The following is a 19,581-nucleotide window of genomic DNA, read 5'->3' as shown; positions in this document are numbered from 1 at the left end:
CTTGAGCTCAAGATTCTATCGTAACTTTTCGGACATTAATACGTGAAAAGTTAGGGTTGAGACCTGAGTAGAGGTGCTATTGATGCCTTTTTGCGCATTTGAGGGATTACGAAACTGGGCGTGAGTTGGTATACTGATGCACTATTTTATTTCACCCAATTATTAGATAGAGATCATGTTAAAGATATATAACACACTCACAAGACAGAAAGAGGAATTCAAACCAATCACTGCCGGAAAGATCGGTATGTATGTCTGTGGGGTAACCATCTATGATCTCTGTCATATTGGTCACGGCCGTACCTTCGTCTCTTTTGACGTGGTTTCTCGTTACCTGCGTTACCTAGGCTATGACCTAACGTTTGTTCGCAACATTACAGACATCGATGACAAGATCATCAAACGTGCGAACGAAAACGGTGAATCGTGCGACTCTCTAACAGAGCGCTTAATTGGCGAAATGCATGCAGACTTTGATGCGCTAAACATGAAGCGTCCTGATGTAGAGCCTCGTGCGACTGAATACATCAAAGAGATCATTGAGCTTGTTGAAACGCTGATCGAGCGCGGTTTTGCCTACGTTGCGGACAACGGTGACGTGATGTTTGAAATTGCAAAATATGATGAGTACGGCAAGCTTTCTGGTCAAGACCTAGAACAACTTCAAGCAGGCGCGCGTGTCGAGATTGAAAGTGCAAAACGCAGCTCACTAGATTTCGTTCTATGGAAAATGTCTAAGCCAGGTGAGCCTACTTGGGAATCGCCTTGGGGTCCTGGCCGTCCGGGTTGGCACATTGAGTGTTCTGCAATGAACTCATCAATTCTAGGTAACCACTTCGATATTCACGGTGGTGGTTCAGATCTTCAGTTCCCGCATCACGAGAACGAAATCGCACAATCATGCTGCGCACATGGCACTCAGTACGTAAATACTTGGATGCACAGCGGCATGGTAATGGTTGACCGTGAGAAGATGTCTAAATCTCTAGGTAACTTCTTCACCATCCGTGATGTTTTAGGTCATTACGATGCTGAAACCGTGCGCTACTTCCTGATGTCTGGTCACTACCGTAGTCAGTTAAACTACAGTGAAGATAACTTAAACCAAGCTCGTTCTGCTCTTGAGCGTCTATACACGTCGCTACGCGGTTTAGATTTAACGGTGGCAGTTGCTGGTGGTGAAGAGTACATAGCGCGCTTTAATGACGCGATGAACGATGACTTCAATACCCCTGAAGCTTACTCAGTGCTATTTGATATGGCTCGTGAAATCAACCGTCTAAAAGCGGAAGACGTTGCAGCAGCAAGCAGCCTAGGTGTAACAATGCGTCAGCTAGCGGATGTGATTGGTATTTTGCACCAAGATCCTGAAGCGTTCCTAAAAGGTGATGCAGGCAACGACGACGAAGTGGCTGAAATCGAAGCACTTATCAAGTTGCGTAACGATAGCCGCGCTTCGAAGGATTGGGCAAATGCAGACATGGCGCGCGACAAACTAACCGAAATGGGCATCGTACTAGAAGATGGCCCAGAAGGTACAACGTGGCGTCGTAAGTAAGCGTTAAGCTAAGAATCTTTAAGGGCTGTTTATTCAGCCCTTTTCTTTAAAATTTTATAAATCTTTATACAGGTATTAATCAGTGGCTCAGATGTACTTCTATTACTCGGCGATGAATGCGGGTAAATCAACCACTCTTCTTCAATCTTCATTTAACTATCAAGAACGTGGCATGACGCCAGTGATTTTTACTGCAGCGCTAGATGATCGCTACGGTGTGGGTAAAGTGAGTTCTCGTATTGGCTTACAATCTGACGCGCAGCTTTTCAATAGCGAAACCGATCTATACAAAGAAATCACTGCTCTAAATGAAGTAGAGAAACGTCATTGTATCTTGATTGATGAGTGCCAGTTCTTATCAAAACAGCAGGTTTACCAATTAACAGAAGTGGTAGATAAACTGCATATCCCAGTACTTTGCTATGGTTTGCGCACGGATTTTCTAGGTGAGCTTTTTGAAGGCAGTAAATACTTACTTTCTTGGGCTGATAAATTGGTTGAGTTAAAAACAATTTGTCACTGCGGTCGTAAAGCGAATATGGTGATTCGTACTGATGAGCACGGCGTCGCGATTGCTGAAGGTGACCAAGTTGCTATTGGTGGCAACGACCGTTACGTGTCAGTATGCCGTCAGCACTACAAGGAAGCGTTGGGTAAGTAAGTTAAGACTTCTTGGAACTCATGGGCAGGTGGTGTTTTACAAGCCGCTTAATTGAGTTGAGTGGTTAATGGTTGATTCGTCATGAATCCGCATGCATGTTACGCACCACCAACCCATGAATTCACTAATGTGTCTGAATGTAGGTAGTGTGAAGGCATTATTAGATATAGCCAAGCAGCATGCCTATATCACCAATGCTGCAGCGAATGCGGGCTTAAAGAAGCGGCTAGCGTTAGCTATATCTAATGATGACTATGTTTGATAGCGCTGACAAAACAAAAAAGCGAAGCACTAGGCTTCGCTTTTTTGTTGTATTCGACTAATTCGGATTGCGCTAGGCAGTCACAGATTAACGAGCACGGAAGACGATGCGACCTTTAGATAGATCGTATGGAGTCATCTCTACAGTTACTTTGTCACCAGTAAGAATACGGATGTAGTTCTTACGCATTTTACCAGAGATGTGAGCAGTAACTACGTGACCGTTTTCTAGCTCAACACGGAACATTGTGTTTGGAAGAGTATCAAGGACAGTGCCTTGCATCTCAATTACGTCTTCTTTAGCCATTTAATCCTCTTTTAAAAATGGACAATCTTTACCGGGGGAATAATGCCGATAAAAATGAATTAAGTAAAGTTGGGGCGTATTCTACCCTTGCCAACGCTGATTTACTAGCCTTTGATGACGTTGAAAGCGGACTTTGTAGTTCATCGCTGGGCATTCATCGATTTGATAGCCTAAATAGAGCCACTGTTTACCTTGTTGCTGACAATATTCCAATTGGAACAAAACCCCCAAAGTACCAAGTGATAACTCATAGTCTGGGTCAAAAAAGGTATAAAAAGCACTGGCACTATTAGACAAAATATCAGTGACCGCGATGGCGACCAATTTATCTTGGTCGTAGATGTGCAGGTATTGAGTATTGAGCCATGCGCAAGTAGAAAAAGAGGCAAATTCATCTTTCTTAGGTGGATACATGGAGCCACTTTGGTGACGCGCTTCAATATAACGCGCATAAAGCTTGAACCAATTTTCATCCATCTCTGATTTAAGCTGCCAAGTATAGTCTTTTGCCTTGCTATACAGACGTTTTTGGCTTTTTGACTGTGTGAAATCGGGAACAGACACACGTAATGCCTGGCAGGACTGGCACTGGTCACAATGAGGTTTATAGATAGTGTCTCCACTACGACGAAACCCATTGGCAAGCAGCACCTCATAGCTTGACCCACAATGCATCCCAGGGTCGAGCGCTACAGCAACTCTCTCCTGTCTGTCGGTTAAATAACTGCAAGGGTGACAATCAGTTAAGCCGATACGAATTTGTTGTAGATCAGGACTCATTCTGCTCCTCTGTGGTTTGGATTAACCATTGTTTGGTAAAACAGCTAGGTTGTAATGGCTGACTCTTAAAGGATAGCAGTCTTTGTATGAAATCTTCACGTTCAAGCTCCTTTGCACCCAAAGAGGCTAGGTGAGGGTTCATTACTTGGCAATCAATAAGCTGCCCGCCATGTTTTTGAAAATGTTCGCAAAAGTACCACAAGGCAATCTTTGATGCGTTGGTTTCGAGACTAAACATCGATTCACCGCAAAAGAGTTGACCGATTGAAATGCCGTATAAACCACCAATAAGAGTCTTGTCGCTCCAAACTTCAACAGAATGGCAATGACCTTGTTTTGCTAGGGCTTTATACGAAACACGCATTTCTTCATTGAGCCAGGTCTCTTCTGCAGCTCGGGTCGAAGCGCAGTAGTCAATAACAGTATCAGTCGCTTGATTGATGCTCACTCGATATTGCTGCTTTCTCTGAAACTTTTTGAGACTTCTTGACGGTTTAAATGTCTTAGGATTAAAGGTTGCTCTCGGAGAAGGGCTCCACCATAAAATCGGTTCGCCAGGTCCGTACCAAGGGAATATGCCGTTTTGGTAAGCAAACAGCAGTCGCTCTGGACTTAAGTCCCCACCGACCGCTAATAAGCCGTTTGGATCGACAAGTGCATCGAACGGGGAAGGGAACCAAATTTCGTCGGAGTCGAGTTCAGTGAGATACAATGCCATTAAAGTGTAGGAGACAAGAAATGAAGAAATTATTGTGGATCATATTGGTTTTTCCTCTTATTGCCAATGCAGCGTACCAAAGAAATACCGCAAGGCCGGTTAATCAGGTGTTGTTTGGCAGTGTTGATACGGTACGTTACATAACTCAACAAGATATTGTGAAATCACAAGGCAGTGGTTGGGAAACCCTACTGGGCGCTGTCGTAGGCGGTGTCATCGGCAATCAATTTGGTGGTGGAACGGGTAAAGAGGTCGCAACAGCGGTCGGTGCGGTTGCGGGAGCTGGTGTTGCGAGAAATCATGCCAACCAAGAGTATCGTATTGAATATAAACTGGTTGAGATCTTGATTAAGACTGAGGATGGCAAGCTGATTGATGTGATACAAGATGTCGATTCAAACATGCTGTTCGAACGTGGCGATAAGGTTCGTATTCTCTATTTTGATGATGGAGTGCGGGTTGATAAAGAGTATTAATGCGCTTCAGAGCTGACCACATAATTATTCAGTTTTTATCATGCTTTTGCTCTGGTTTTAACGAAGCTTTTTAGATAGTCTGCAAGTACGAAGAATTTTCATCGTCTCGTTTAGGAAGACGAGGTGAGCAAGGAATAACGATTTTAATGGAAAGCCTTACGTTACAACCGATCAATAAAGTCAATGGTGAGGTTAACTTACCAGGTTCAAAAAGCGTCTCAAACCGAGCGCTGCTGCTTGCGGCATTAGCAAGTGGTACAACACGTTTAACTAACCTTTTAGACAGTGATGATATTCGTCACATGTTAAACGCTCTCACTAAGCTGGGCGTCAATTACTCTTTGTCTGAAGATAAAACTGTCTGTGAAGTCGAAGGCTTAGGTAAGCCATTTGATGCCCCAGAAGCTCTTGAGCTCTTTTTAGGTAACGCAGGAACAGCAATGCGTCCACTTGCTGCTGCATTGTGTCTCGGTCAAGGTGAGTATGTACTTACGGGTGAGCCACGCATGAAAGAGCGACCAATTGGTCATTTAGTTGACGCACTTCGTCAAGCTGGCGCAAATGTAGAGTATTTAGAAAACGACAACTATCCACCACTTAAAATCCACGGAACAGGCCTGAAAGGCGGTACTGTTGAAATTGATGGTTCAATCTCTAGTCAATTTTTAACGGCCTTTTTGATGTCAGCACCGTTGGCGCAAGATGACGTCACAATTAAAATTATCGGTGAGCTGGTTTCTAAACCTTACATTGATATTACATTGCACATCATGGCTCAATTTGGTGTTGAAGTAGAAAATAATGATTATCAAGAGTTTGTGATCCGTAAAGGCCAGTCGTATGTGGCGCCAGGTGATTTCTTGGTAGAAGGTGATGCGTCATCAGCTTCATACTTCTTGGCTGCTGCTGCGATTAAAGGCGGCGAAATCAAAGTTACCGGTATTGGTAAAAACAGTATTCAAGGCGATATTCAGTTTGCAGATGCTCTAGAGAAAATGGGTGCAGAGATTGAATGGGGCGATGACTATGTGATCTCCCGTGTTGGTGAGCTTAAAGCGGTTGATTTAGATTTTAACCATATTCCTGATGCGGCGATGACGATTGCAACCACTGCACTTTTTGCTGAAGGTACAACGACAATTCGCAATGTATACAACTGGCGAGTGAAAGAGACTGATCGACTGGCAGCTATGGCTATTGAGCTTCGTAAAGTGGGTGCACAAGTGGAAGAAGGTGAAGACTATATTGTAGTTACCCCGCCAACGAAGCTAATCCATGCTGCGATTGATACTTACGATGACCACCGTATGGCGATGTGCTTCTCTCTGGTTGCACTAAGTGATACACCAGTCACGATTAATGATCCAAAATGTACCTCAAAGACATTCCCTGATTACTTCGATAAATTGAAAGGATTGAGCTCGTAACAGACTGGGAGAGTTAACAGTCCAATATATCGTCGCTCAAAACTCAAAAGGGTTGGCCTACTGTGCCAACCTTTTATCTTTTCGTCTTAGTTAACTTTCTAATGTAAACTCTTTTGATAAGTGGTGCGCAAGATATTTAAACATATTGAATACCGCGGTCGTCTTAGGCGTTGGTAGGCCATTGTCATCGAGGAAGTAGTTGCCTTTAAAGACTAAAACGCCTTCTTTCTCTTCGACGCTGTCTGTGCGCATACCTTCTATGTAGTCGTCATGGTCTTGGATAATATGGTTAGCAATCATTAACAGTTCTGATTGTGAAATGACTTTTTTTTCGCTCATGGAAAATACCTTTGTAGACTGGCTTCTATTGTAATAAGTGATGACAAAATTGTAGGGATATCAAAACAAATTTCAAATGCGATAGATCAAGTCAATCGGTACTGGTAAACCGCAAACAGTAAAGTTGTTTTGTGACTGGTGGCAAAAAATACCGTCTTCGGTTGGCATCAATAATCTTATGACGTTTAGTATGTGACGCTTTCCAGACCTCTCGATTTTGTTCAAGTAAACCATTAGCGTGAGAAAGGCGATAACTATTTGCTGACATCGTTGATTTGTCGAGCAGTCACGATAGAAATTAAAAAAAGATATTGATCTTCTTGTAATCTCGCTCAATAGTAAAAAAAGAAGCAAAGTATTAAGTATGTTGTGCGATAATTCGCATTCAATAAAGGACACTTGAGTCAATTATGGGTAAGTCACTGGTTATTGTGGAGTCGCCGGCCAAAGCGAAGACCATCAATAAGTATTTAGGTAAGGACTTTATTGTTAAGTCCAGTGTAGGTCACGTGCGTGATCTGCCGACTGCTGGCCAAAGCACTGGTCAGAAGGCAGCCGCGGTTTCGACCAAGGGCTTAAGCGCTGAAGAAAAAGCACGAATTAAAAAAGAAAAAGATCGTAAATCGCTGATCAAGAAAATGGGTATCGACCCATATCATGGTTGGGAAGCGAATTACCAAGTATTGCCAGGTAAGGAAAAAGTTGTTGCAGAACTGCAAAAGCTAGCCAAAGACGCGGATAGCGTTTACCTCGCAACCGATTTGGATCGCGAGGGAGAGGCTATCGCTTGGCACCTTCGTGAGATCATCGGCGGCGATGAAGAGCGATACAAACGCGTTGTATTCAACGAAATTACCAAAAATGCTATCCAGCAGGCGTTCGAGAAACCGGGCGAATTGAATATGGATGGTGTTAACGCACAGCAAGCCCGTCGTTTTATGGACCGTGTGGTAGGCTTTATGGTGTCTCCTCTTCTGTGGAAGAAAGTGGCACGTGGTCTATCTGCTGGTCGCGTTCAGTCGGTAGCGGTGAAGCTACTGGTTGAGCGTGAGCGTGAAATCAAAGCTTTTGTCCCTGAAGAGTTCTGGGATATCCACGCCGACACTAAAACACAAGACAAAACGGACTTCCGTTTGCAAGTGTCACAAAAAGAAGGCGTGGTATTTAAGCCTGTTAACGAAGCTGAGACTAAGTCGGCGATTGCAGTACTTGAAAATGCTCGCTACGAAGTTTGTAAGCGTGAAGACCGACCAACGTCGAGCAAACCTTCTGCTCCGTTTATTACGTCTACGCTACAGCAAGCGGCAAGTACTCGCTTAGGTTACGGCGTTAAGAAAACCATGATGCTTGCTCAACGTTTGTATGAAGCGGGCTACATTACCTATATGCGTACTGACTCAACCAACTTGAGCTCTGAAGCGGTAGAGACAGTTCGCGGTTTCATTGGCGAACAGTATGGTGATGCTTACCTTCCTGCTAAGCCAAATGTCTACGGTAGCAAAGAAGGTGCACAAGAAGCGCACGAAGCGATTCGTCCTTCAGATGTGGCAGTTAAAGCCGATGACCTAAAAGGTATGGAAGCGGACGCGCATAAACTGTACTCGCTGATTTGGAATCAATTTGTCGCATGTCAGATGACGCCAGCCAAATACGATTCAACCACGGTCAGTGTTAAAGCTGCTGAGTACACGCTGAAAGCCAAAGGCCGTATTCTGAAGTTTGATGGTTGGACACGTGTTCAGCGTCCTCTAGGTAAAAACGAAGATCAAATTCTGCCAGCTGTTCAAGTGGGTGACACGATTGACCTAGTTAATCTTGATCCTAAGCAGCACTTCACTAAGCCGCCTGCACGTTTTACTGAAGCTGCGTTAGTTAAAGAGCTTGAAAAGCGTGGTATTGGTCGTCCTTCGACTTATGCTTCAATCATCTCAACGATTCAAGATCGTGGGTATGTGAAAGTAGATCAGCGTCGTTTCTACGCTGAGAAAATGGGTGAAATCGTTACTGACCGTCTAGATGGCAGTTTTGATGACCTCATGAACTACGAGTTCACTTCTCGTATGGAAGAAAAGCTTGACCAAATTGCCGAAGGTGAAGCGAACTGGAAAGGTGTGCTTGACGACTTCTTCTCGGACTTCACCGGTGACTTAGTGAAAGCTGAGCTGGATGAAGACGAAGGCGGCATGAAGCCTAACCATATTGTTTACACAGACATCGAATGTCCGACGTGTTCGCGCCCTATGGGTATTCGAACAGCTTCGACAGGTGTTTTCCTTGGTTGTTCTGGTTACGCGTTACCACCAAAAGAGCGTTGTAAAACAACAATCAACCTTGGTGATGAAGATGGTATCATCAATGTTCTAGAAGAAGACGTAGAAACTGCGGCTCTTCGTGCGAAGAAACGTTGCCCGATCTGTGAAACGGCAATGGACGCTTACCTAATCGATGAAAAGCGTAAAATGCATGTTTGTGGTAATAACCCGAACTGTGATGGCTACATTGTCGAGCACGGTGAATTTAAGGTTAAAGGCTACGATGGCCCAGTTGTCGAGTGTGACAAGTGTGGCAGCGATATGGAGCTTAAGAACGGCCGCTTTGGTAAGTACATGGACTGTACCAGCCAAGAGTGTAAGAACACGCGTAAGATCCTTAAAAATGGCGAAGTAGCGCCACCAAAAGAAGATCCTGTGCACTTACCTGAATTACCATGTGAAAACTCAGACGCATATTTTGTTTTGCGTGATGGTGCATCAGGCTTGTTCCTGGCGGCAAGTACTTTCCCTAAATCGCGTGAAACTCGTGCGCCTCTAGTCGAAGAATTGGTTCGATTTAAGGACCGTATTTCATCGAAATTCCATTACCTGGCTGATGCGCCAGTTAAAGACCCAGATGGTTTACCTATGGTTGTTCGCTTTAGCCGTAAATCAAAAGAGAATTACGTGCGCTCAGAAGTAGATGGTAAACCTTCAGGTTACACAGCCTTGTATGTAGAAGGTAAATGGGAAATTACCGATAAGCGTAAGAAGCCTGCGAAAGCGAAGAAATAGAGCAGCAAATCGGAATCAAAAAGCAGCCAATATGGCTGCTTTTTTTATGTGCCGAATGATCATCGGTTTTCATACAAATGAGATCTAGTCTCAGTAATCGTATTTTAATCACCGCTAATTTAAAGATAATTAATATCAGTTTTGACAATGTGTTGTCTGGATTCTATTGATCTAAATGAACTATGGAAGGGCATCATGACGCAGAGACTGAAGTTACTGTTGTTGATAGTGATGAGCAGTGTGACATTCGTCGCTGCGGCATACACTGTTTCTAAGCAAGTCATCGATGAAATCGTTGCGGACTTGCTGTGGAAATATGCGCAGGTGTCTGCTCGCTATGATGCAGAAACCCTTCTAAGGCCTATCATTAAAGAAGTTGAATTAGTCAATCAGCTTTCTAGTCACCCCAATATTACTTCATGGGGCTTTCATAGTGATGATGATGTGTATCGTGCTGTGGCAGAAGATACATTGGAACACTACCGCTGGCAGCTTAAATCGAAAAACTTTTTTATCGCCCTTGATCAAAATCTTGCCTATCACTTCAATGACGTAAAAACCGTTCGCAGTGAGACTTTCTTTCGCCATTACCTTGATCCCGCAGCGGTGTACGATACTTGGTATTTTGAACAAAAGGAGAGCCTCACCGACTTATCTGTCAATATAGCCACCGATGCTCATCTAAGTTTGACCCGCGTTTGGATAAATCAAAGCATCATTAAAGATGGCCAGTTCTTAGGTATTCTCGGAACAGGCATTGAGGTCTCTGCACTTTTTCAGCAATTGACCAACCACCACTCCTCAGCGTTACGAACCATTTTTGTTGATTCAAGGCGTCGCATTCAGCTTTCTTTTGACGGGGAAGAGGTCGGGTACCCGTTGAGGGACTCGACGAATTTGAAGCCTCGTTTGAGTGACGTCATCATCGATAAGCAAGAATACCAAGCGCTCGAAACCTTGATGAAAAGACAAAAAATGGGTCAAGAGTCTGAAGTGCTGATGGTTCAACAGGGATTGGGCAGAGCGGTTGTCGCCATTCACTATATTGAGGAGCTTGGTTGGTACGAGCTCACCTTTGTCAGCATCGATGAAATGGTCCCAAACTGGTTATCTACCTATCTCTATTTCCCTTTGGTGTTACTGACAGGGTTATTCGCTTTAATCACTTACGTCTATTTGGTTAAGCATTGGATTGTCCCCACAGAGTACCGCGAGCAGCGACTTGCTTTTCTCGCCAGAGTGCAGCCCTCTAGGCAAGATTATCAATCGAATCCTTTCGATAAATACCTAGATAAACTCGAAGAAGAGTTGCGCCGAAATCGACATGGTGTAGATAGCATGGTGGCTTCACGCACCAAAGCGTTGGACAAACTTACCGTGTTTGATGTCGTGACCCAGTTATACAATAAGCGGGGGTTAGAGCGAGAGCTAAGACTTGAACTGTCTCGAGCTAACCGTGAGCACTATCAATTTGGACTAATTTGGATAGATGCAGGGATTTCAAAAGCGATTAAAGATGACAGTACGAGTGAGGCTTACAGTCAGTCACTTCAGATGGTCGCAGATGCCCTGCAGCAGGCGATCCGTGAGTATGATATTGCTGCGCGTTGGGCTGATGACGAATTTTTGTTACTAATTAGAAGCGGCCAATACGAAACGCTGCAACAAGTGGCGAGCCGCATTCAAGAGTATGTCGATGAGCACCCAATGATTCCGGGTACGGATACTCGTTATGTGGGTGACTTAGCGATAGGGGGGACACTGATTAATCCTGATATGTCTATGCAGCAAGCACTCGCTTTAACCGACAGTTCTTTGTATATCGCCAAGTCTCAGCAAGAAGGGGCCATTTATATCCACGCTCACACCTTAGAAAAGAAATCTGCCTAATTGACACGCCCTTTTATAACAGCTATCGGCGCTCACATTAATGTGTGGGAGATGTTAAGCCTATGTTTCTTTCAACTGGGATAGTGTGAGCTGTCTCAGGACGATAAAAAGTAATAAGTGTGAGCTTGAGTGTACAGCATATTTTAAATTGTAATCTTCTTGAAATACGATAAGTTATAATAAACTGTTTGCACAAAGGGCTGAGTTGGCTTACCTCACTCAGTAGAGTTTGTGATGTCGCTATCGCTGCGTATTACGCCTGCATGGAGCGGTGCGAATACTAGGAATTTTGATGGATCTCCCAATACCTGATCCGTCACATATAAAAAATAAAATGGAGAGAAATACATGGCTGGAGTTTTGGGAATGATCCTTGCTGGTGGAGAAGGCTCACGCCTACGTCCACTAACGGAATCTCGCAGTAAACCCTCGGTACCTTTTGGTGGCAGCTACCGCTTGATTGACTTTGCTTTGAATAACTTCGTTAATGCGGATTTAATGCGTATTTACGTATTGACGCAATTTAAGTCTCAATCGCTGTTTCATCACATGAAAAAAGGCTGGAACATCAGCGGAATCACAGACCGATTCATCGACCCAATCCCGGCCCAAATGCGTACAGGCAAACGCTGGTATGAAGGTACCGCAGACGCGATTTATCAAAACCTACGCTTTATGGAGTTATCAGAGCCTGATCAAGTTTGTATTTTTGGTTCTGACCACATCTACAAAATGGACATTAAGCAGATGTTGGACTTCCATAGCGAAAAAGAAGCATCACTGACGGTTTCAGCGCTACGTATGCCTTTGTCTGAAGCATCGCAGTTTGGCGTTATTGAAGTAGACGAAGACGGCAGAATGGTCGGTTTTGAAGAAAAGCCGGTTAACCCTAAATCCATTCCAGGTGATCCAGAGCATGCACTTGTTTCAATGGGTAACTATGTATTTGAAGCGCAGGCTCTGTTTGCTGAGCTCATCGAAGACGCTGACAATCCGGACTCTTCACACGATTTTGGCAAAGACATCATTCCTAAAATGTTCCCGCGTGGTGATGTTTTTGTGTATGACTTCAGTACCAACCGTATTACCGGCGAAAAAGAAGAAGTGTACTGGCGCGATGTAGGTACTATTGACGCATATTGGCAAGCGCATATGGATTTGCTTAAAAAAGATGCGCCATTCTCTCTCTACAACCGTAAATGGCCACTGCATACGTATTATCCGCCACTACCACCGGCCACGTTCACCGACTCTGACAACGGACGCGTCCAAATCATTGATAGTTTCGTGTGTAGCGGCAGCTATGTTCGAGGTTCGCGTATTGAAAAATCAGTATTAGGTTTCCGCAGTAATATCGCATCAGCATGTGACATCAGCGAAAGTATTCTGCTAGGCGATGTGAAGGTTGGTGAAGGCTGTGTATTACGCCGTGTAATCGTAGATAAAAATGCCGATATTGCCCCAGGTACACAGATTGGTGTTAACCTAACGGAAGACAAAAAGCATTACCACGTTTCGGACGATGGTATCGTAGTTATTCCTAAAGGAGCTAGAATTGGCTACTAAGAATTTATCTATTCTCTTTGTAGCATCGGAAGTTGAAGGCTTGATCAAAAGTGGTGGCTTGGCTGATGTAGCCAAGGCACTTCCTGAAGCGCTTCGCACTCTTCAACAAGATGTTCGTATTACCTTACCTGCTTACCAAAAGATGGCGGGTTTAGATGAAGCAGTTACGTTATTAGAAACAAATTTAGAGTACTGGCCTCATACGGAGTATACGGTTAAGCAGCTTGAGGTCGCAGGCGTACCCGTTTACGCGATTGATTGTCCGCAATATTACGATCGACCAGAGATGTACGCGGAGAACAACCAAGCGTATGCCGACAATGGCGAACGTTTTGCTTTTTTTAGCGCTGCTTGTCTCGATATGTTACCAAAATTAGGTTTTCAGCCTGAGATCGTACATGCTAATGATTGGCATACGGGATTTGTGCCTTATCTGCTCAAGTATCGCTATGGTAATGATGAATTCTTTTCTGAGACGAAAAGTGTTCTCTCTATCCATAATGCGGTATTTAAGGGAGTCTTTAGCTATGACGAGTTACAGGTACTTCCTGAATTGCATACTCGTTACGCACCAGATGCCGCCGTTAGCCCTACGCATGTGACTATGTTGCGTGCTGGTGTGCTTAACGCCGATAAGATCAATGCTGTGAGTCCGACCTACGCAGAAGAGCTAAAAACTGAGCTTGGTAGTCATGGTATGGCTGCTGAGTTTCAGCAACGCGCTGACGATCTTGTTGGTATACTCAACGGTTGTGACTATTCTGCTTGGAACCCGCAAACGGATTCTCTATTACCTGCTAATTACAAAGCCAATCGCCAGAGCATGGTGCGTGGTAAGAAGGCATGTAAGAAAGAACTGCAACAGCGTGTTGGGTTGCAAACTGAAGATGTTGCGGTCTATGGCATGGTATGTCGTCTGACGAATCAAAAAGGTATTCACTATCTATTACCGATTCTTTCAGATTTTCTGAAACATGATGTTCAAGTCGTGATCGTAGGTACTGGTGATCCCGTCTTAGCTTCTCAGCTAAAAGAAATTGCGGCTAAACACAGTGATAAGTTTGCTTTTGTCGAAGCGTACAGTAACGAACTCGCGCACCTTGTGGAAGCTGGTGCTGACTTCTTTATTATGCCGTCAGAATTTGAACCATGTGGTTTAAATCAAATCTACAGCATGGCTTACGGTACTTTGCCGATTGTACGTGGAGTAGGTGGTTTACGTGACAGTGTGAATGATTACGACGCTGACCCGCAAAACGCGACGGGTTTTGTCTTTGACAAACCTGAGCCAAATGCATTGCTAAATGTTCTGCAAAGATCATTGTTGCTCTACGCTCAGCAACCTAATGAGGTTAAACGTGTGCAGTTGCATGCTATGGGGCAAAACTTCTGTTGGAACAAGGCGGCGGATGAGTATCTAGAGCTTTATCACATCGCTCTTAACCGTTAGTAGAAAAGGCGCTCAACAGCGCCTTTTTTGTCTCTTTTTGCAGCATATATACACAATCTTAAACAAGAAATGATGTGTTCCGACTTCTTTCCTCCTATGTTTATGGTACTCTCCTAACCAATCTAAATTTAGAGCACAATTCAATTCACTATGAGCGAGTCTTTACTGTTTCACAAAACCTTTGCGCACCCTGCCAGCGATGAATGGGTGGTGTTCGTGCATGGTGCTGGGGGCAGCTCGTCAATTTGGTTTAAACAAATTAAGGCATATAAGCAGCACTTTAACTTGCTGCTGATTGATTTGCGTGGACATGGTAAATCGAATCAACTACTCAAAGAGTTGATCGCTAATCGCTATACCTTTAAAGCGGTGACCGTTGATATTCTTAAAGTACTCGACCACTTAAAAATCCGCTCTGCTCACTTTGTCGGTATGTCGCTTGGTACCATTATTGTTCGCAATGTTGCTGAGCTTTCTGCAGATCGTGTTAAGTCTATGGTGCTAGGTGGCGCTGTAACTCGCTTGAATACCCGTTCGCAGGTTTTGGTAAGGTTGGGCAACATGTGCAAGCATATTGTCCCTTACATGTGGTTATACCGCTTATTTGCGTATATCGTCATGCCACAACGTGCTCAGAAAGAGTCTCGACACCTGTTTATCCGTGAAGCCAAGAAGCTCTGCCAGAAAGAGTTTAAGCGTTGGTTTATTCTCACCGCTGAAGTTAATCCGTTAATGCGTTACTTCAAAGACAGAGAGTTGCCAATTCCGACGCTCTACTTAATGGGGGATAGGGACTACATGTTCATTCAGCCGGTGAAAGAAATGGTTGCGGCGCACAGTGATAGTCAACTGCGTGAGATTGAAAATTGTGGTCATGTGTGTAACGTTGAGCGCCCAGATGAGTTCAACCAGCACTCAATTGCTTTTATCCAACAGCAAATTGGCACTAAGTAGTCTACTTAATTACGGTGCTAGGCTGCCACATTGCCAGCAGGCACCAAACTGACCTTCGTTTTGTTCTCTGCACTTATCACAGTACCAGTCTTGCTTGCCTTGTTCTGACTGAAACTCTTTAATGATCTCAGATGCTTTTTCACTGTCTCGTTGATCAAACAGCCAAATGTACGGTTCGCTGCTTTCTCCAAACGGGATTTCCCCTTGTAAGCCAAAGATACCTTCACCACGGACTTCACAATCAATGTATTGATACTTGAGAAGCTCACAGACGATGTGAGCTTCGGTAGGTGTGGTGGCTGAAAATACTTTCATCAAACATTCCCATTAGATGCAGATGGCTCAGTTCTTACTTTAGCCATGATCCACTTAGCGACAACTGGGAATAAGCCGAGCAGAGCAAACGACGCTAAAACAGTCGGTGAGGCAATACCAGAGAGCGAGTCAATTTGCGCAAGCTGAGTGCCTGCGTTGATGTATACCGCAGTACCCGGTAGCATACCAACTTGACTCACCACGTAGTATCTAGCGGTTGAAATTGGGGTAAGCCCCATTAACAAGTTGATTAAGAAAAATGGGAACACTGGGATTAGGCGCAGTGAAAACAGGTAGAAAGCGCCATCTTTTTTAACACCGTTATTGATAGCAGAGAGCTTTTCGCCAAACTTACCCTGCACCCAATCACGTAGTAAAAATCGACTGCTTAAAAAGGCTAGCGTGGCACCAATCGCACTAGCAAATGAAACGATAAGTAACCCGGTTGAAAAACCGAAAAGAGCACCACCTAATAAAGTGACGACAGCCGCTCCTGGTATAGAGAATGCGGTAATCGCAACATAGGCTAAGAAATAGGTAACTACCGCAACAACAAAGTTCTCTGAGATAAAGGCCGCAAGTTCAGCTTGCTGTGCTTTTGCGTTTTCTAGCGTGAGATACTGGCCAAAGTTCACACCTAACAGAATGATAAGTGATACAAAGATAACGCCAAGTATGATTTTTTTATTCATGTGCTGCTCCATCAAGAATCATGGCCGATTAATACAAAGTGTTAATAGACTAGACAGGGAAAGCAAGCAGTAAATTTCAACAAACAAAAAAAATCAGCACAACGGCTGACTTTTTAAAAAGGGAAAGGAAAATGTGTTGCCGATTAATGATTTAATTGGTTGAGTAACTCTTCACGTCGCCTATGAGGGATCACTGACCAATGTGTGCCGTTAATTGCGCCTTCTAGCGCCCAAAGCAATTCGACGTTAACTTCAGCAGAATGCGAAGACTGAATCGCTTTAAATGCGTTTACTGCACCTGTTTCTTCGAGATTCTCAACGCTATCAATACCGGCTTTCTTCAGCATACGTTCCGTAGCCAGCCTTAAGTTCGGCAGATCTTTAAGGCGATTCGGTTTAGCTTTCGCTTGCTGTTTCTTTTCGCTGTTCGCTGCAGTTAGCGCAGCTTGGGCAATCTCAAGCGTATTATCCTTATTCTTAAACCAATCATCGCTTAGAGCAAAGTATTTGGTGACGACAGGAAAGCCGCGCTTTTTGTAAACGTAAGGTTCTAAGCTAAGAGATTTAAATTGCTTTGCAAGTACGTCGTCTGCCCTAACGTGCAACTTATCATTGACGACTAATGCAAACATAGTGTCGTCGGCAAAAATACCGAAGCCACCAAACATTGAGCGGGACTTGATTAAGCCTAACGGCTCAAATAGTCGCATTGAGTCTTTTAGTATTGGTTTATCCATGCTGTGTATTCTCGGTGTATATGTATACGCCACCAATTCAGGTCCGAGAGAGTAGCAAAATTATGCAGGCTTGTTGTCAGTCTAGTGTCATACGATTGCTAGCAATTACAATATGACATGTGTGCATATTTACCATCGGCAACCCCGCTACCAAACAATTAACTTGTTGAAGGCCGGAGGCTTTGCGTCCCATCCTTTCGAAATGGTTTGCCCTGTTCGTGGCATAATCGAACAACAATAAGGATAAATGGATTTTGGGCTGGGCATCACATTTGAATGGGATAAGTGTGATCTTGGTTCAGTAAATAGGTTTGGTTCATACACTTAGCCAATGAAAGCAACCCAGCTAAGTGTATGTCAAATAAGTTATTTCTTAATATTTTGTACGGTATTTCGCTCAACGATCTCTGGGTGCATTTCAAAGATACGCTTTTCGTGCTCTTTGTCTTTAATGCGCTCTAGTAGAATCTCGAATGCGTTTTTACCTACACGGCGTTTTGGCTGGTGAACCGTGGTCAATGGTGGTGAGAAGTACTCCGCAAGCTCGATATTGTCGTAACCAATTACCGACATATCTTCTGGAATGCGAATGCCTTTCTGCTGTAGGCGACTCATTAGCCCTAGAGCCATAGTGTCATTGAAACAGAAGATTGCGCTTGGCTTATTGTCCATTGCTGCGATCTGGTCTGCAGCTAGAACTGCAGTATCACACTCGAAGTTACCTTCTAAAATCCAATCTTCTTTGACTGGAAGGTTTGCTTCGTTCATCGCACGTTTAAAGCCACGAATACGTTCCTGACACGCTGCTTTCTCAAAGTGTCCGCTTAGGCAGGCAATATCGGTATGACCACGGTCAATTAGGTATTTAGTTGCTAAATAGCCACCTTCTTCCGAGTTATCGATGATCTTATCGGCTTGAGAGCTCTCTGGCCCCCAATCCATAACCACTTTCGGGATGTCTTTGTGGCGATCTAGCATTTCGCTCAGTTCTTCAGTTAAGTCTGAACACATGACCAAAATACCGTCTACGCGCTTTTCAGCTAGCATGCGAATGTAGTCGCGTTGCTTCTCATAAATACCGCCCGTATTACATAAGATCAGCGTATAGCCTTGGCGGTAACAGTAACTCTCTACACCATCAATGACCTCAGAGAAGAAAAGGTTTGTGGACTGAGTCACCAGCATACCAATCGTGCGCGTGGTATTACACTTTAGGCTACGTGCAACCGCACTTGGTGCGTAGTTTAGTTCTGTTACTGCTTCCATTACTTTTTCTTGCGTAGCTTCAGCAACAAAGCGCGTTTTATTGATTACATGTGACACAGTTGTCGTTGATACACCAGCTAGGCGAGCAACGTCTTTTATAGTGGCCATAAGGTTCTGTCCTGTCGATGACTGCCGCGGAATTATATTCAGTTTAGAATACCTAAGCAGAAAGTATCAGAAACACAAAAACCGCTCTATTTAGCGGTTTGTATTTGATTCGTTTGTTTTTATCGTTTGCGGTCACAATTTTAGACCGCAAAACTCTTAAGAGCAAACAAAAAAACACGAAAGCAACCTGCCGGAGGTCACAATGTTGTCTTTATTCGCCTAACAGATAGCTGCGATCTAAAGCAAGGAAGGCAGTAGCGAATGCGCTGATTGCCGAGTAGAAACCGAACTCATCAAACTTCTGACACTTTTCTGAGAACTGTGGCGTCCAGCTTAGCAGGTGTTGACGAATGAACTGTTCCTGAACAGCAAAAGCTTCTTCAATCTTAGCTTCGTCTTCTGCGTCATTTGAGCGGATGATCAAGTTACCTAAGAAATCGAGTTCAATCGCAATGTGATCTGCAGGTTCATTCAGGTTTTTGTCTACCTCAACACTATGCTCAGCCATCAACTCTTCCATCTCTTTGGCTGGTGTATCATTTAATAGACCAGACTTACCGATATACATTGACGCGTATGGTAAGGCAGAGTCTTTATCTGACTTTAAGAAAAGGTCACAAAAATCAGCCGCTAGCTCAAGTTGTGCGTCTTCACGGTCCATAAGACGGTTTAGAGCATCAGTAATACGGTTGATTGACGGCTTGAGTTGTTCGTTCTCACCCAAGCCGGTAAGGAACGAACGGATCTCTGGCGAATGATATTGTGTTATGTTCTCTTCAGTTAGCTCTTTAGCGAAAAGGCTCGACAGCCACCAGTAGATTTCAGCGCGTTTTTCATTGAATGCTTTGATTTCTTGCATTAGGTGTTACTCCCCAAATAATTATCGCTATTGTAACCAATAAAAATGAACAGCGGTAACCACTTATATGACAAGATAAAAGCAAATATTCGAAGATATTAATGCACGGAAAGGTTTTGTCTTGAATCAATAAAAAATCACCTTTCTAGCTTTTAAAGTGATAAGTACTA

Annotated in this window: 19 protein-coding genes and 1 riboswitch; of the genes, 10 read left to right on the top strand and 9 right to left on the bottom strand. The window is 43.9% G+C overall.

What is annotated here, in order from left to right; translation table 11 throughout:
- Positions 1-175: 175 nt before the first annotated feature.
- The 3 genes from cysS to ACU01J_RS07435 all read left to right on the top strand — a co-directional run bounded on the left by cysS (position 176) and on the right by ACU01J_RS07435 (position 2,481).
- Positions 176-1,558, top strand: coding sequence for a cysteine--tRNA ligase (gene cysS, locus ACU01J_RS07445; RefSeq protein ID WP_481085102.1), 1,383 nt, complete (start codon positions 176-178; stop codon positions 1,556-1,558).
- A gap of 82 nt (positions 1,559-1,640) precedes the next feature.
- Entirely contained in the window at positions 1,641-2,219 is a 579-nt protein-coding gene (locus ACU01J_RS07440) for a thymidine kinase (protein ID WP_481085101.1), read from the top strand.
- A 127-nt stretch (positions 2,220-2,346) separates the two neighbouring features.
- Positions 2,347-2,481 (top strand): hypothetical protein, encoded by a 135-nt coding sequence (locus tag ACU01J_RS07435; RefSeq protein WP_481085100.1) that lies wholly within the window; start codon positions 2,347-2,349, stop codon positions 2,479-2,481.
- A gap of 87 nt (positions 2,482-2,568) precedes the next feature.
- On the opposite strand, the gene infA is transcribed toward ACU01J_RS07435, so the two are convergent.
- The 3 genes from infA to aat form a co-directional block, all read right to left on the bottom strand.
- Positions 2,569-2,787, bottom strand: coding sequence for a translation initiation factor IF-1 (gene infA, locus ACU01J_RS07430; RefSeq protein WP_001040192.1), 219 nt, complete (start codon positions 2,785-2,787; stop codon positions 2,569-2,571).
- Positions 2,788-2,868: 81 nt separating this feature from the next.
- Positions 2,869-3,567 (bottom strand): arginyltransferase, encoded by a 699-nt coding sequence (locus ACU01J_RS07425; RefSeq protein ID WP_481085099.1) that lies wholly within the window; start codon positions 3,565-3,567, stop codon positions 2,869-2,871.
- Positions 3,557-4,285 (bottom strand): leucyl/phenylalanyl-tRNA--protein transferase, encoded by a 729-nt coding sequence (aat, locus tag ACU01J_RS07420; RefSeq protein WP_481085098.1) that lies wholly within the window; start codon positions 4,283-4,285, stop codon positions 3,557-3,559. Before aat ends, ACU01J_RS07425 begins: the two co-directional genes overlap by 11 nt.
- A gap of 20 nt (positions 4,286-4,305) precedes the next feature.
- Between aat and ACU01J_RS07415 the strand changes: the two genes are divergently transcribed.
- Both ACU01J_RS07415 and aroA read left to right on the top strand, forming a co-directional pair.
- A complete protein-coding gene (locus ACU01J_RS07415; RefSeq protein WP_134836848.1) occupies positions 4,306-4,761 on the top strand; it encodes an outer membrane lipoprotein in 456 nt (151 codons plus the stop codon).
- 146 nt (positions 4,762-4,907) lie between these two features.
- Positions 4,908-6,188, top strand: coding sequence for a 3-phosphoshikimate 1-carboxyvinyltransferase (gene aroA, locus ACU01J_RS07410; protein WP_481085097.1), 1,281 nt, complete (start codon positions 4,908-4,910; stop codon positions 6,186-6,188).
- A 90-nt stretch (positions 6,189-6,278) separates the two neighbouring features.
- On the opposite strand, the gene ACU01J_RS07405 is transcribed toward aroA, so the two are convergent.
- Positions 6,279-6,527: a YciN family protein gene (locus ACU01J_RS07405; protein ID WP_481085096.1), complete on the bottom strand. Its 249-nt coding sequence runs from the start codon at positions 6,525-6,527 to the stop codon at positions 6,279-6,281.
- Between the two features lie 410 nt (positions 6,528-6,937).
- Between ACU01J_RS07405 and topA the strand changes: the two genes are divergently transcribed.
- From topA to ACU01J_RS07380, 5 genes are all read left to right on the top strand, one after another.
- A complete protein-coding gene (topA, locus tag ACU01J_RS07400; protein WP_481085095.1) occupies positions 6,938-9,574 on the top strand; it encodes a type I DNA topoisomerase in 2,637 nt (878 codons plus the stop codon).
- A 195-nt stretch (positions 9,575-9,769) separates the two neighbouring features.
- Positions 9,770-11,464 carry a diguanylate cyclase domain-containing protein gene (locus tag ACU01J_RS07395; RefSeq protein ID WP_481085094.1) on the top strand — a complete coding sequence of 565 codons (1,695 nt, stop codon included), beginning with the start codon at positions 9,770-9,772 and terminating at the stop codon, positions 11,462-11,464.
- Positions 11,465-11,812: 348 nt separating this feature from the next.
- Positions 11,813-13,030 carry a glucose-1-phosphate adenylyltransferase gene (gene glgC / locus ACU01J_RS07390; RefSeq protein ID WP_481085093.1) on the top strand — a complete coding sequence of 406 codons (1,218 nt, stop codon included), beginning with the start codon at positions 11,813-11,815 and terminating at the stop codon, positions 13,028-13,030.
- Positions 13,020-14,480 (top strand): glycogen synthase GlgA, encoded by a 1,461-nt coding sequence (gene glgA / locus ACU01J_RS07385; protein WP_481085092.1) that lies wholly within the window; start codon positions 13,020-13,022, stop codon positions 14,478-14,480. Before glgC ends, glgA begins: the two co-directional genes overlap by 11 nt.
- 150 nt (positions 14,481-14,630) lie before the next feature.
- Positions 14,631-15,434 carry an alpha/beta fold hydrolase gene (locus ACU01J_RS07380; protein ID WP_481085091.1) on the top strand — a complete coding sequence of 268 codons (804 nt, stop codon included), beginning with the start codon at positions 14,631-14,633 and terminating at the stop codon, positions 15,432-15,434.
- A 9-nt stretch (positions 15,435-15,443) separates the two neighbouring features.
- Here the strand turns inward: ACU01J_RS07380 and ACU01J_RS07375 are convergent, their stop codons facing one another.
- From ACU01J_RS07375 to torD, 5 genes are all read right to left on the bottom strand, one after another.
- Positions 15,444-15,749 (bottom strand): putative signal transducing protein, encoded by a 306-nt coding sequence (locus tag ACU01J_RS07375; RefSeq protein WP_481085090.1) that lies wholly within the window; start codon positions 15,747-15,749, stop codon positions 15,444-15,446.
- Positions 15,749-16,441 carry a TVP38/TMEM64 family protein gene (locus tag ACU01J_RS07370; RefSeq protein ID WP_481085089.1) on the bottom strand — a complete coding sequence of 231 codons (693 nt, stop codon included), beginning with the start codon at positions 16,439-16,441 and terminating at the stop codon, positions 15,749-15,751. Before ACU01J_RS07370 ends, ACU01J_RS07375 begins: the two co-directional genes overlap by 1 nt.
- A gap of 143 nt (positions 16,442-16,584) precedes the next feature.
- Positions 16,585-17,178, bottom strand: a complete 594-nt coding sequence (locus ACU01J_RS07365) for a TfoX/Sxy family DNA transformation protein (protein ID WP_481085088.1) — start codon at positions 17,176-17,178, stop codon at positions 16,585-16,587.
- Positions 17,179-17,312: 134 nt separating this feature from the next.
- A riboswitch (cyclic di-GMP riboswitch) is annotated at positions 17,313-17,400 on the bottom strand.
- A gap of 144 nt (positions 17,401-17,544) precedes the next feature.
- Positions 17,545-18,552 carry an HTH-type transcriptional repressor PurR gene (gene purR / locus ACU01J_RS07360; protein WP_481085087.1) on the bottom strand — a complete coding sequence of 336 codons (1,008 nt, stop codon included), beginning with the start codon at positions 18,550-18,552 and terminating at the stop codon, positions 17,545-17,547.
- Positions 18,553-18,763: 211 nt separating this feature from the next.
- On the bottom strand, positions 18,764-19,411 hold the full coding sequence (gene torD, locus ACU01J_RS07355; protein ID WP_481085086.1) for a molecular chaperone TorD: 648 nt from the start codon (positions 19,409-19,411) through the stop codon (positions 18,764-18,766).
- Positions 19,412-19,581: the final 170 nt, after the last annotated feature.

This window comes from Vibrio sp. 2433-A1 (assembly GCF_056726085.1).
Note: the sequence above shows the minus strand (reverse complement) of the source record. Positions and strands in the feature narration are given on the sequence as shown.

Coding starts and splice junctions, on each gene's coding strand:
- cysS (WP_481085102.1), top strand. CDS start 176: ATGTTAAAGATATATAACACACTCACAAGACAGAAAGAGGAATTCAAA.
- ACU01J_RS07435 (WP_481085100.1), top strand. CDS start 2,347: ATGTGTCTGAATGTAGGTAGTGTGAAGGCATTATTAGATATAGCCAAG.
- infA (WP_001040192.1), bottom strand. CDS start 2,787: ATGGCTAAAGAAGACGTAATTGAGATGCAAGGCACTGTCCTTGATACT.
- ACU01J_RS07425 (WP_481085099.1), bottom strand. CDS start 3,567: ATGAGTCCTGATCTACAACAAATTCGTATCGGCTTAACTGATTGTCAC.
- aat (WP_481085098.1), bottom strand. CDS start 4,285: ATGGCATTGTATCTCACTGAACTCGACTCCGACGAAATTTGGTTCCCT.
- ACU01J_RS07415 (WP_134836848.1), top strand. CDS start 4,306: ATGAAGAAATTATTGTGGATCATATTGGTTTTTCCTCTTATTGCCAAT.
- aroA (WP_481085097.1), top strand. CDS start 4,908: ATGGAAAGCCTTACGTTACAACCGATCAATAAAGTCAATGGTGAGGTT.
- ACU01J_RS07405 (WP_481085096.1), bottom strand. CDS start 6,527: ATGAGCGAAAAAAAAGTCATTTCACAATCAGAACTGTTAATGATTGCT.
- topA (WP_481085095.1), top strand. CDS start 6,938: ATGGGTAAGTCACTGGTTATTGTGGAGTCGCCGGCCAAAGCGAAGACC.
- ACU01J_RS07395 (WP_481085094.1), top strand. CDS start 9,770: ATGACGCAGAGACTGAAGTTACTGTTGTTGATAGTGATGAGCAGTGTG.
- glgC (WP_481085093.1), top strand. CDS start 11,813: ATGGCTGGAGTTTTGGGAATGATCCTTGCTGGTGGAGAAGGCTCACGC.
- ACU01J_RS07380 (WP_481085091.1), top strand. CDS start 14,631: ATGAGCGAGTCTTTACTGTTTCACAAAACCTTTGCGCACCCTGCCAGC.
- ACU01J_RS07375 (WP_481085090.1), bottom strand. CDS start 15,749: ATGAAAGTATTTTCAGCCACCACACCTACCGAAGCTCACATCGTCTGT.
- ACU01J_RS07370 (WP_481085089.1), bottom strand. CDS start 16,441: ATGAATAAAAAAATCATACTTGGCGTTATCTTTGTATCACTTATCATT.
- ACU01J_RS07365 (WP_481085088.1), bottom strand. CDS start 17,178: ATGGATAAACCAATACTAAAAGACTCAATGCGACTATTTGAGCCGTTA.
- purR (WP_481085087.1), bottom strand. CDS start 18,552: ATGGCCACTATAAAAGACGTTGCTCGCCTAGCTGGTGTATCAACGACA.
- torD (WP_481085086.1), bottom strand. CDS start 19,411: ATGCAAGAAATCAAAGCATTCAATGAAAAACGCGCTGAAATCTACTGG.